This is a genomic window from Albimonas sp., assembly GCF_055129145.1.
Map to the genome: position 1 here is coordinate 1 of NZ_JBSRTQ010000133.1, position 11,941 is coordinate 11,941.

General features: G+C 70.1%; 9 protein-coding genes. 3 read left to right on the top strand and 6 right to left on the bottom strand.

Translation table 11 applies throughout. The features are described from left to right. Nucleotides 1-86: 86 nt before the first annotated feature. From ACTB72_RS17060 to ACTB72_RS17075, 4 genes are all read right to left on the bottom strand, one after another. Nucleotides 87-1,229: an MDR/zinc-dependent alcohol dehydrogenase-like family protein gene (locus tag ACTB72_RS17060; RefSeq protein WP_463038213.1), complete on the bottom strand. Its 1,143-nt coding sequence runs from the start codon at nt 1,227-1,229 to the stop codon at nt 87-89. Nucleotides 1,230-1,362: 133 nt separating this feature from the next. Then, nucleotides 1,363-2,625 (bottom strand): phosphoadenylyl-sulfate reductase, encoded by a 1,263-nt coding sequence (locus tag ACTB72_RS17065; protein WP_463038214.1) that lies wholly within the window; start codon nt 2,623-2,625, stop codon nt 1,363-1,365. Continuing rightward, entirely contained in the window at nt 2,612-4,267 is a 1,656-nt protein-coding gene (locus ACTB72_RS17070) for a nitrite/sulfite reductase (protein ID WP_463038215.1), read from the bottom strand. The genes ACTB72_RS17065 and ACTB72_RS17070 overlap by 14 nt, the downstream gene beginning before the upstream one ends. A gap of 64 nt (nt 4,268-4,331) precedes the next feature. Beyond that, complete coding sequence (locus tag ACTB72_RS17075) at nt 4,332-4,649, bottom strand: DUF2849 domain-containing protein (RefSeq protein ID WP_463038216.1); 318 nt, start codon at nt 4,647-4,649, stop codon at nt 4,332-4,334. 224 nt (nt 4,650-4,873) lie between these two features. On the opposite strand from ACTB72_RS17075, the gene glmM reads away from it, so the two are divergent. From glmM to serA, 3 genes are all read left to right on the top strand, one after another. Then, nucleotides 4,874-6,223 (top strand): phosphoglucosamine mutase, encoded by a 1,350-nt coding sequence (glmM, locus tag ACTB72_RS17080; RefSeq protein ID WP_463038217.1) that lies wholly within the window; start codon nt 4,874-4,876, stop codon nt 6,221-6,223. 246 nt (nt 6,224-6,469) lie between these two features. Next, entirely contained in the window at nt 6,470-7,648 is a 1,179-nt protein-coding gene (locus ACTB72_RS17085; protein ID WP_463038218.1) for a phosphoserine transaminase, read from the top strand. 141 nt (nt 7,649-7,789) lie between these two features. Continuing rightward, nucleotides 7,790-9,382 carry a phosphoglycerate dehydrogenase gene (gene serA / locus ACTB72_RS17090; RefSeq protein WP_463038219.1) on the top strand — a complete coding sequence of 531 codons (1,593 nt, stop codon included), beginning with the start codon at nt 7,790-7,792 and terminating at the stop codon, nt 9,380-9,382. Between the two features lie 88 nt (nt 9,383-9,470). On the opposite strand, the gene ACTB72_RS17095 is transcribed toward serA, so the two are convergent. Together ACTB72_RS17095 and ACTB72_RS17100 are read right to left on the bottom strand one after the other, a co-directional pair. Next, a complete protein-coding gene (locus tag ACTB72_RS17095) occupies nt 9,471-10,565 on the bottom strand; it encodes a collagen-binding domain-containing protein (protein WP_463038220.1) in 1,095 nt (364 codons plus the stop codon). 165 nt (nt 10,566-10,730) lie between these two features. Then, a partial coding sequence (locus ACTB72_RS17100; protein WP_463038221.1) for a DNA recombination protein RmuC occupies nt 10,731-11,941 on the bottom strand: 1,211 nt, incomplete at its 5' end.

An 11,941-nucleotide genomic window follows, 5' to 3' on the forward strand; every position in this document is an offset into this window, starting at 1 on the left:
GTCGCCGGTCGAAGGCGGCGCGGGCATGCGGGGGCCGACGGCGCTTCGGTCGTCGCGCCGCCTGCCTCGCCGCCCAAGGCCACGCGTCAGCCTTCGCGGTCGGGGCGGACCAGGTATTTCTCACCCGTCGCCCGCCGCGCCCAGGCCCGCGCCGTCTCCGGTTCCAGCGCCTCCTCCAGCGAGATCCGGGCGGTGTAGCGGCTCGCGAACGTGGTGGTCAGCTCCGCCGCCACCCGGGCCCGCAGCCGGGAGGCCACCTCGCCCCCGGCGGCGAGCAGGAAGTTGGTCAGCAGCCACCCCCCCGCCGACCAGCTCAGCCCCATGCCTTGCGGGATCACGATCGGCCCCTGATCCAGCAGCCCGTAGTGATAGACCTGCTTCTTCACCGAGGTGCCGTAGGGGCTCCACGGCTTGTCGCGCGCCATCCCCCGCTCCATCGCGTTGATGATCCGTCCGCCCAGATCGCCGCCCCCCACCGCGTCGAAGGCGAGCGTCGCCCCCGTCGCCGCGATGGCCGCCTCCAGATCGGCGTCGAACGAGGCGGCCGAGCTGACGCAGACGAACGCCGCCCCCTCCGCCCGCAAAATCTCCGCCTGCGCGTCCGAGCGGACCACATTCACCAATCCGACCCCGTCGGCCTTGCAGATCCGCACCAGCATCCGGCCGAGATTGGAGGCGGCGGCGGTGTGGATCAGCGCCGTATGCCCCTCCAGCCGCATGGTCTCGAGCATGCTGAGCGCGGTCATCGGGTTGACGAAGGCCGCGGCGCCCTCCTCGGGGCCCGCGTTCTCGGGCAGGGGCAGGCAGTCCACGGCGCGCAGGGTGCGCAGCCGCGCATACATGCCCCCGCCCCGCATCGCGACCCGGCGTCCCATCAGCGCCTGCGCCGCCGCGCCCACGCCCGCCCCGATCACCACGCCCGACCCTTCGTTGCCCACCGGCAGCGCCAGATCGAGCCGCGTGCCCATGCCGCCCATCCGCGCCTCCGGGACCTGGGCCGCCAGCCCGGGCCGCCCGTCGATCTCGGCCGCCTTCAGATCCTCTGGCTCCGCCGGGCCGAGCAGCACGAGAATGTCCGAGGGGTTGATCGGCGAGGCCTCGACCCGCACCACCACGTCGTCGGGACCGGGGGCGGGCAGATCGACCTCATGCAGGCCGAGCCGCAGCTCGCCCCCCGCGGTGAGGGTGGAGCGCATGGCCAGCGTGCGGGTCGGCAGCGTATCGGGCATCGGAGGTCCTCCCATTTTTCGGTTGGCGCGAACTTCGCGCGGCGCGCCGGGCGGCGCAACCGCCCCCGGCACATGAAAACGGCGCGGCCCCTTGCAGGGCCGCGCCGTGATGGTCCGTCCGAGCGAGAGCAGGTCAGGCCGCCTGCGGGTTCTCGCGCACCACGCGGCCGTCGACGATGTGGATGCCGCATTCGGTCTTGTCGGACCCGCGCCAGCGGCCCGCCCGCGGATCCTCGCCCGGCTTCACCTTGCTGGTGCAGGGCGCGCAGCCGAGGCTCGGGAACCCCTCCGACACCATCGGGTGCCGGGGCAGATTGTGCGCGTCCATATAGGCCGCGACCATCTTCGCGTCCCAGTTGGCCAACGGGTTCAGCTTCACCCGGCCCGCGGCATCGGCCTCGAAGAGCATGAGGTCGGCGCGGTCGGCGGTCTGGAAACGCTTGCGCCCGGTGATCCAGGCCTGGAACGGGGCGAGCGCGCGTTCCAGCGGCCTTGTCTTGCGCAGGTCGCAGCAGCTGTCGGCATATTCCTTGTGCAGGTCGCCGTCCGGATCCTCGCCCTTCACCTGGGCGTGGTCCGGCCGCACCAGGCGCACGCCGGTCAGGCCCAGATGCTCGGCAAGCTCCTGCTGATAGGCGAGCGTCGCCGGGAACAGCATCCCCGTCTCAAGGAACAGCACCGGCGCCGCCTTGTCGATCTGGCTGACCATGTGCAGCAGCGCGGCCGATTCCGCCCCGAAGGACGAGACCATGGCGATCCCGCCCCGGAACTCCTTCTCGAGCCCGGCGCGCAGCACTTCCTGCGCGGTGGCGCCGGCGTATTTGGCGTTGAGCCGCGCGGCCATCTGCTCGGCGGTCTCGGGCGCCGCGCGGTCGGCGCGCGGGCCGCGGGCCTCGCCACGCGCGGCGCGCCGCGCCTCGAAGATCGAGACCGTGCCCCGGGTCAGACCCGACTGGTAGCTGAGGCTCACCGCGTCCTTCGCCTCCCGCCATTGCGGCTCGGGCTGGCGGGCGGCAAGGGTTTCGGGCACTTCGATGGTGTCGAAGCCGACGGCCAGCAGCATCGGATACTGGTCCGCGATCACCGGACCCACGGCCCGGATCTCCCCCCGAAAACCCAGCCCCCGCAGGCGGCGGGCGATGGAGAACCCGCGCCCGTCCGCAAAGGACGGAAACCGGATCGCCACCAGCCCCAGCCGCGGCAGCAGGTCGCCCAGCGCCCGCGCATCTGCGTCGGGGCCGATGAGGATGCCGAGGCCGGAGACGCCGGCGGGGATCGCCTCGGTCCGTAGCCGGGTCTCATCCAGAATGACCTTCTCGCCCTTCGGCGCCGCCTGACCTTCGGCCAGCTTCACCCAGGTGTCGGGGATCGGCCCGTTCGCATCACGCAACGGCATAGATCGCCTCCTTGAAAGCCGGCATCCCGGCGCGGCGGTAGGTCTGGAGGAAGGTTTCGCCGCTCAGGCGGATCTCCAGGTAGCGGTCGACGAGCTTTTCGATGACGTCGGGCACGTCTTCATACGAAAACCCCGGCCCGGTGCGCTCGCCGACCGAAGCGTCCTCGCCCGGCGCCCCGCCGAGGGTGATCTGGTAGGATTCCACCCCCGCCTTATCGAGCCCGAGGATGCCGATATGGCCGACATGGTGGTGCCCGCAGGCGTTGATGCAGCCCGAGATTTTCAGCGCGAGCGGGCCGATGCGGCGCTGGCGGTCCTCGTCGGCGAAGCGCTCGGCGATGGCCTGCGCCACCGGGATCGACCGCGCCGTCGCCAGCGCGCAATAGTCCAGCCCCGGGCAGGCGATGATGTCGGTCACAAGGCCGAGATTGGCCGCATGCAGCCCCTGCGATTTCAGCAGCGCGTAGAGCGAGGGCAGATCGTCCTTCTTCACATGCGGCAGCACCACGTTCTGCTCATGGGTGATGCGCAGCTCATCGAGGCTGAAGCGTTCGGCCGCCTGAGCCATGGCCCGCATCTGCTCGGCGGTCGCATCGCCGGGCGCGCCGCCGATGGGTTTCAGGGAGATCACCGCGATCGCGTAGCCCTGCGCCTTGTGGGCGACGGTGTTCTGCTCCACCCAAGCCGCGAAGCCGGGGTCAGCCTTCTTCGCGGCGTTCAGCCGGGCGCTTTCGTCGGGCAGCACGGCGAAATCCGGCGCGGCGAAATAGGCGTCGATCCGCGCCAGCTCCTCCGCGTCGGGGGCGAGCACGTCGCGATCCATGCGCGCGAACTCCTCCTCGACCTCGCGGGCGTAGGCCTCCGCACCCATCTCATGCACGAGAATCTTGATGCGGGCCTTGTACTTGTTGTCCCTACGACCGTGCAGGTTGTAGACGCGCAGCGCCGCTTCGAGCCAGGGCAGCAGGTCCTCGCGCGGCAGGAAATCGCGGATCACCGGGGCGATCATCGGGGTGCGGCCCTGACCGCCGCCGACGAACATCCTGTAGCCGACGGCGCCGGCCGCGTTGGTCACGATCTGGATGCCGATGTCGTGCACCCGGATCGCGGCGCGGTCCTGCGCGGCCCCGGTCACGGCGATCTTGAACTTGCGGCCCAGGAACGTGAACTCGGGATGAAGCGTCGACCACTGCCGGATCAGCTCGCAGGTCGGGCGCGGATCCTCGATCTCGTCCCGCGCGGCCCCGGCATAGGGGTCGGAGGTGGTGTTGCGGATGCAGTTGCCCGACGTCTGGATCGCATGCATCTCCACATCCGCGAGGTGCTGGAGCACGTCGGGGATCTCCGCCAGCTTCGGCCAGTTGAACTGGATGTTCTGGCGGGTGGTGAAATGGCCGTAGCCGCGGTCATAGCGCTCGGCGATCATCGCCAGCTGGCGCATCTGCGCGGCGCCGAGCGTGCCGTAGGGGATCGCCACCCGCAGCATGTAGGCGTGCAGCTGCAGGTAAAGGCCGTTCATCAGGCGCAGCGGCTTGAACTCGTCCTCGGTCAGCGCGCCGGAAAGGCGCCGCTCGACCTGGCCGCGGAACTGGGCGACGCGCTGGTTGACGATCTTGGCGTCGAATTCGTCGTAACGGTACATGTGCGGGTCCTCGGCGCGGCGGCGGCCGCGGTGAACTGGCGGGCTGTCTCGGGTGGGGCGGCCTTCAGGCCGCGCGGGTCGCCTGCTCGGCGCCGGCCATGTAGTCGAAGGTCGGGCGCATCGCGGCCCGGATCGCTTCGCGGCGGGACGCGGGGGCCAGACCCTGCGGCGTGACCTGAACCTCGACGACATAGGCGCCGACCACCAGCCCTTGCGTGAACGGCGCGGCCGCGATGGCGTCGAAGATCGCCGCCTCCGCCTCGGTCATCGCCGCCATCGCCTCGGCGAAATCATCGGACCAGCGCGCGCCGGTCCACCAGACCGACTCGCCGCCCTGCAGGGCGTTGGCGGTCAGAACCAGCGGTTTGAAGGCCTTGGCCATGGCGGGAATCCCCATTGCATCGTCTCACTGCATCGCAAGGTAAGCAGCGCGGATGGCGAACGCAATGAACCACACACGTTTTGCCTTTCACGGATAATTTCACACTCTGAAAAAGTTTTATCGCCGCAAGGGCCCCGGCTTATGGACCCGCGGCCCCGGCTCGGATACCGCGGAGGCTCTTTCGCCGGAGGATCCGGCGCCGCCCCCCGGACGGAGGACCGCCCGTGACCAGATCGTTGTTCGGCACCGACGGGGTGCGCGGCCGCGCCAACGCCCATCCGATGACGCCCGAGGTGGCGCTGCGCCTCGGCCAGGCGGCGGGCGAGCATTTCCGCCGCGGCAAGCACCGGCACCGGGTGGTGATCGGCAAGGACACGCGGCTGTCGGGCTACATGCTGGAGCAGGCGATGACCGCGGGCTTCCTTTCCGCCGGGATGGACGTGTTCCTGCTGGGCCCGATGCCGACGCCCGCGGTGGGGATGCTGACCAAAAGCCTGCGGGCGGATGCCGGCGTGATGATCTCCGCCTCCCACAACCCGTTCAACGACAACGGCATAAAGCTGTTCGGGCCGGACGGCTACAAGCTGTCGGACGAGGCGGAGACCGCGATCGAGGCGATGATGGGCCGCCCCCCCGCGCTGGTCGACGCGCCGGATCTGGGCCGGGCCAAACGCATCGACGACGGGTTGGGACGCTACATCGAAAACGCCAAGGGCAGCTTTCCGCGGGCTTTGCGCCTCGACGGGCTCAAGGTGGTGGTCGACTGCGCCAACGGCGCCGCCTACCGCACCGCCCCGATGGTGCTGTGGGAGCTGGGGGCCGAGGTGATCCCGGTCGGCGTCGCCCCCAACGGCGTCAACATCAATGAGCGCTGCGGGTCGACCTACCCGCTGACCTGCGCCGAGACGGTGCTCGCCCATGGCGCGGATGTGGGCCTCGCGCTCGATGGGGACGCCGACCGGCTGATCGTGGTCGACGAAACCGGGACCGTGGTCGACGGCGACCAGATCATGGCCCTGATCGCCGAGCGCTGGCGCCGCGACGGGGTGCTGCGGGGCGACGCGCTGGTCGCCACCGTGATGTCCAATCTGGGGCTGGAACGACGGCTGGACGAGATCGGCGTGCGCCTGCTGCGCACCAAGGTCGGCGACCGCTACGTGGTCGAGGCGATGCGGCGCGGCAACTACAATCTGGGCGGCGAGCAGTCGGGCCATATCGTGATGTCCGACCACGCCACCACCGGCGACGGGCTGCTGGCCGGGCTGCAGGTGCTGGCGGCGCTGGTCGAGGATGGCAAGCCGGCGTCGGAGACCTGCGCGCGGTTCGAAGCCCTGCCCCAGATCCTCAGGAACGTGCGCTACGCGGCCGGGGAGACGCCGCTGGAGCGGCCTGCGGTCCAGGCGGCGATCGCGGCGGGTCAGGCGCGGCTGGACGGGTCCGGCCGGGTGCTGATCCGCAAATCGGGCACCGAGCCGTTGATAAGGGTGATGGCCGAGGGCGAGGATCCGGGTCTGGTCGCGGCGGTGGTCGACGAGATCTGCGCCGCGGTTTCGGCGGCGGCGCGCGCGGCCTGACGGGCGCGAAAACCGGAGCGAAGGGGGCGTCGAGCCCCCTCCGCCCCGCGCATCGGCTTCGCGATGCGGGGCGCCCTGCCCCTGGGTCACCGCGCCGCCGCAGCCCTGCGCCAGGCCCGGCGCATCAAGCGCATTTTCCGACTTGACCGCATCCCCGCTCAGGCGTAGCGAGGCGGCGGGCCGGTCGTCGGGTTAGGGCGAGCGACGGCGGCTCAGCGATCTCGCCCTTACGATGGAGTACGTCTGATGACGTTCGCCGCGAAGCCGCAGGCCCTGCCTGCGCGTCCCGAATTCTCTTCCGGTCCCTGCCCGAAGCGCCCCGGCTGGTCCCTGACCGCCGTCGCCGAAAAGGCGTGGCTCGGCCGCTCGCATCGCGCCTCCGGCCCCAAGGCGCAGCTCAAGCAGGTCATCGAACTGACCGCGAAGCTGCTCGGCGTGCCCGCGGACTTCAAGGTCGGCATCGTCCCCGCCTCCGACACCGGCGCCTTCGAGATGGCGATGTGGTCGATGCTGGGCGCCCGGCCCGTCGACATGCTGGCCTGGGAGAGCTTCGGCGCCGGCTGGGCCACCGACGCCACCAAGCAGCTCAAGCTCGACGATTGCCGGGTGATCACCGCCGATTACGGCGTGCTGCCCGATTTTTCGGCCGTGCGCGCGGCGGACGCCGACATCTGCTTCACCCAGAACGGCACCACCTCGGGCGCGAAGATCCCCAATTTCGATTGGATCCCGGCCGACCGCGCCGGGCTGACCTTCGTCGACGCCACCTCGGCGGCTTTCGCCCAGAGCGCCGACTGGTCGAAGATCGACGTCTTCACCTTCTCCTGGCAGAAGGTGATGGGCGGCGAGGGCGCGCATGGCATCCTGATCCTCTCCCCCCGCGCGGTGGAGCGGCTTGAATCCTACGTCCCCCCCCGCCCCCTCCCGAAGATCTTCCGCATGACCAAGGGCGGCAAGCTGATCGACGGGATCTTCAAGGGCGAGACGATCAACACCCCCTCGATGCTGTGCGTGGCCGATGCGCTCGACGCGCTGGAGTGGTTCGAGGAAATCGGCGGCGCGCCCGCCGTGGCCGCCCGCGCCGACGCCAACCTCGATGCGATCCAGTCCTGGGTGGACCGGACCGCATGGGTGGAGAACCTGGTCGCGGCGCCTGACGCGCGGTCCAACACCTCGGTCTGCCTGACCATCACCGATCCGGCGGTCGCGGCGATGGATGACGCAGGCCAGCGCGCCTTCGTCAAGAAGATGGTGACGGCGCTGGAGAAGGAGGGCGCGGCCCTCGACATCAACGGCTATCGCGACGCGCCGGCCGGGCTGCGCATCTGGTGCGGGGCGACCGTCGACACCGCCGATGTCGAGGCGCTGACGCCCTGGCTCGACTGGGCCTTCGCGAACGCCAAGGCCGAACTCGCGACCGTCTGAATACTGCGGTTTCGCATGCGAAACCTCCCCCCCTCCCCCTGATCCGGGGGAGGGCCCCCCTTCCCGCATCTCCCGGCCCCACCCGAGGCCGGCCCCAGGCCGCATCCCGCGCCGGGGCGCAACGCATCCAAGGAGCATCCCATGCCCAAGGTTCTGATTTCCGACGAGCTCTCGGAAGCCGCCGTCCAGATCTTCCGCGACAACGGCGTCGAGGTCGATTTCCAGCCCAATCTCGGCAAGGATCCCGAGAAGCTCGCCGCCATCATCGGCGACTATGACGGGCTCGCCATCCGCTCGGCCACCAAGGCCACCGCGGCGCTGCTCGAGAAGGCCGCCAACCTCAAGGTCATCGGCCGCGCCGGGATCGGCGTCGACAATGTCGACATCCCCGCCGCGTCCGCCAGGGGCATCGTGGTGATGAACACGCCCTTCGGCAACTCGATCACCACCGCCGAGCACGCCATCGCCATGATGTTCGCCTGCGCCCGCCAGATCCCCGAAGCCGACGCCTCGACCCGCGCCGGCAAGTGGGAGAAGTCGAAGTTCATGGGCTCCGAGATCACCGGCAAGACGCTGGGCGTGATCGGCTGCGGCAATATCGGCTCGGTCGTCGCCTCGCGCGCCATCGGGCTGAAGATGAAGGTCGCCGCCTACGACCCGTTCCTGTCGGCCGAGCGCGCCGTGGAGCTGGGGGTGGAGAAGTTCGACGACGTCGAGGACCTGCTCGCCAAGGCCGATTTCGTCACCCTGCATCTGCCGAAAACCGCGCAGACCGCGAACATCCTGTCGGCCGAGCGGATCGCGAAGATGAAGCCGGGCGCCCGCCTGATCAACTGCGCCCGCGGCGGGCTGGTCGATGAGGAGGCGGTGGCCGAGGCGCTGAAGTCGGGCCACCTCGCCGGCGCCGCCTTCGACGTCTACAATGTGGAGCCGGCCAAGGAGAACGTGCTCTTCTCCGCCCCCAACGTGGTCTGCACCCCGCATCTGGGCGCCTCGACCAACGAGGCGCAGGAGAACGTGGCCCTGCAGGTGGCCGAGCAGATGTCGGACTATCTGGTGCGCGGCGCGATCTCCAACGCCATCAACGCGCCGTCGGTGACGGCCGAGGAAGCCCCGATCCTCAAACCCTGGATCGCGGTCTGCGAGGCGCTGGGCGGCTTCGCCGGGCAGGTGACCGAGAACCCGATCCTCGCCATCGACATCGAATATGTGGGCCGCGTCGGCCAGCTGAACCAGAAGCCGCTGACCTGCGCCATCGTGGCGGCGCTGCTGACCCCGGTGGTCGGCGAAGGCGGCGTCAACATGGTCTCGGCCCCGGTGGTGGCGCGCGAGCGCGGCATCAAGATCTCCGAGACCCGCAAGGATGCGCAGGGCGCCTACGGCTCCTATGTGCGCCTGGTGGTGACGACCGAGAAGCAGACCCGCGCCGTCGCCGGCACCGTCTTCTCCGACAACAAGCCGCGGATCATCCAGATCAAGGGCATCGACCTCGAGGCAGATCCGCTGCCCAACATGCTCTACACCACCAACAACGACGCGCCGGGCTTCATCGGCGCGCTGGGGGCGAAGCTGGGCGAGCTGGGGGTGAACATCGCCACCTTCGCGCTGGGCCGGTCGGAGAAGGGCGGCGAGGCGATCGCGCTGCTCGGCGTGGACGAGCCGCTGACCAAGGCGATGCTGGAGCAGATCTTCGCGCTGCCGCAGGTGACCCAGGCCAAGGCGCTGCGCTTCTGAGCGCCAGGCGCCTGACAGGTCCTGAACGTGAAAAGGGGCGGCCTGCGGGCCGCCCCTTTTTCGTGTCTGTTCGGCGGATCGCGAAAGGTCAGCCCCGGCGACGGCTCCGGCGCGCCAGCCCCAGCGCGCCAAGGCCCGCGGCCAGCAGCGGCAGGGCGGCGGGCGCCGGCACCGAGGACGGCTCGGCCTCGGCGGACAGCAGGTCCGAGAAATCCGTCCCGTTGTCGTCGCGAAGGTGGAATTCGAAACCCGACGAGCTGACCACCGAGGACAACGCCGCCTGCCCGTTGACCACCCCGCCCACCACCGTCATCGCGGCGAGCGGCGCGAGCATCGAGCCTTCATGCGCGAAGGCGCCCATCACGATCGACGTCGCCTCGTAGTAGTTCACCATGACGTTGGAGGCGTAGCTCGACGCCTGCTCGCAGGTGTAGGTATTGGCGCAACCGGCCTCGCCGAAGCTGACGCTGCCGCTCAGCGCGTTCATGGTCTGGCCGGCGACGTTGATCAGCACGCGCGAGCCCAGCGGCACGTCGATCACGCGGGTCTTGCCGAAGCTGGCGGAATTCCACTGCGCCGCGGTGAGATTGAAGACGTTGAGCGACGCATCCATGCCGCGCAGGGTGAGGAAGGCGTCGCTGTCCTCGTCCACGACCCCCGCCTGCCCCGCGACCGGCGTCAGCGCGGCGAGCTCGGCGGAGGCCGATTGCAGCGCCGTCCGCGCCGCGGCGAAGTCGAAGGAGGACGACACGTCGCCCACGCCGTCGGTCACCGTGTTGCCGGCGCCCGAGCTGGTGATGGACACCGTGGGCGCCAGGCTTCCGCCGATCACCACATTGCCCGCCTGCTGGTCCCAGCTGACCGTGGCGGAGCCGGAATTGGCGAGGTCGCCGCCGACCACCAGATCATCGCGCGCCCCGCTGGACTGCGGCAGGGACGAGGACGGCGCCTCATAGACCGTGCATCCGGGCGACGAGCAGCCGCCGACGGAATAGCTGCCGTTCACGGTCAGCGTGCCGCCCACCGCCAGGCGCCCCTCCGTATCGCCGCCGGAGGTGTCGAAATCCTCGAAAATGATGGCGTTGAAGCCGCCCGCGGCGCTGAGGCTCGCGGCTTGCGCGGCGCCGATGGCGGAGGAGGACATGACGCAGGCGACGGCGATGGTTCTGGAAACGGAGATCATGGGTCGCTCGGCAGCTGAATGAAACGTGAGGGGCGAGACGGGGACCGTCTACAGCACAGAGTCGGGCACAGGACAATCATGAATATGTGAATCTTTGTCAAAGGCGTTCGGCGTTTACGATTTATTAACAGGTGCGTTTTGAGCCGCTCCGAATCAGCGGCCGATTCAGCGCGCCGGGGCGGCTGCCGGAAGCGCATGTTCGGGCGCGGTCAGGGGACGAATCGCGCCCTCGGCCCGCGCCGGCGCGGCGAGGCTCTGCCCCGCCTCGAGCACCCCCGCCGTCTCGAACCGGCGCGCGGCGGGCAGCACCCGCGTTTCCAGCGAGCCGACCGCGTCGTTATACTTGTCCACCGCCCCACGCAGGCCCTTGCCCACCCCGTCCAGCAGCGTCCCGAACCGCGCGAGCCGGTCGTAGAGCAGACGGGCGTCGCGGGCGACCGCCTCGGCGTTCTCGGCCAGACGCTCCTGCCGCCAGCCATAGGCGACCGATTTGATCAGCGCGATCAGGGTGGTGGGCGAGCACACCAGAACCTTCGCCTCCAGCGCGGTCTCGAAGATGCCGGGATCCTCGGCCATGGCGGCGGCGTAGAACGCCTCGCCGGGCACGAACATCACCACGAAATCCGGGGTCTCGGGCAGCGTGCGCCAGTATTCCTTGGAGCCGAGCATCCGCACATGAGAGCGGAGCTGGCGCGCATGATGGGCGAGCGCGGCGCGCTGGGCGTCGGGATCGGTCGCCTCCAGCGCGGTCAGATAGGCGTCGAGCGGGGTCTTCGCATCGACCACCACGCATTTGCCGCCGGGCAGGCGAACCAGCGCGTCGGGGCGGCGACGGCCTTCGTCGGTCGCGAACCCGGATTCCATCGCGAAATCGACATGCTCCAGCATTCCCGCCATCTCGAACACCTGGCGCAGCTGGAATTCTCCCCAGCGGCCGCGGGTCTGGGGCGCGCGCAGGGCCTGGACCAGTTTGCCGGTCTCGGCGCTCAGCCCCTTCTGGCCAAGCGCCAGCGCCGACACCTGCTCGCGGATCTCGGCATAGGCCCCGGCGCGGGCCTTTTCGAGCTCCCCCACCACCGCCTCGAATTTTCCCAGGCTCTCGGCCACCGGTTTCACCAGGCCCTCGATGGCGAGGCGTCGGGCGTCGAGATCCGCCGTCGCAGCCGCCCGATGGCTCTCGAACCGCTCCGACACCAGCCCCAGAAAACTCTCGGCGTTGCGCCCCAGCGCCTCCTGCGCCAAGGCGGCGAACTTGCGCTCGGCACTCGCCTCGGCCCGGCGCAGCTCGTCGAGACGGGCGGCATGGGCCGCGCGCTCGCCCTCCAGTTCGGCGGTCAGCTCGGCCCGGGCCTCGGCGGCGTCGCCGAGGCGGTTGC

What these genes read in the sequence shown, in the direction of transcription:
- ACTB72_RS17060 (WP_463038213.1), bottom strand. Translation starts at nt 1,229, where the DNA reads ATGCCCGATACGCTGCCGACCCGCACGCTGGCCATGCGCTCCACCCTC.
- ACTB72_RS17065 (WP_463038214.1), bottom strand. Translation starts at nt 2,625, where the DNA reads ATGCCGTTGCGTGATGCGAACGGGCCGATCCCCGACACCTGGGTGAAG.
- ACTB72_RS17070 (WP_463038215.1), bottom strand. Translation starts at nt 4,267, where the DNA reads ATGTACCGTTACGACGAATTCGACGCCAAGATCGTCAACCAGCGCGTC.
- ACTB72_RS17075 (WP_463038216.1), bottom strand. Translation starts at nt 4,649, where the DNA reads ATGGCCAAGGCCTTCAAACCGCTGGTTCTGACCGCCAACGCCCTGCAG.
- ACTB72_RS17085 (WP_463038218.1), top strand. Translation starts at nt 6,470, where the DNA reads ATGACGTTCGCCGCGAAGCCGCAGGCCCTGCCTGCGCGTCCCGAATTC.
- serA (WP_463038219.1), top strand. Translation starts at nt 7,790, where the DNA reads ATGCCCAAGGTTCTGATTTCCGACGAGCTCTCGGAAGCCGCCGTCCAG.
- ACTB72_RS17095 (WP_463038220.1), bottom strand. Translation starts at nt 10,565, where the DNA reads ATGATCTCCGTTTCCAGAACCATCGCCGTCGCCTGCGTCATGTCCTCC.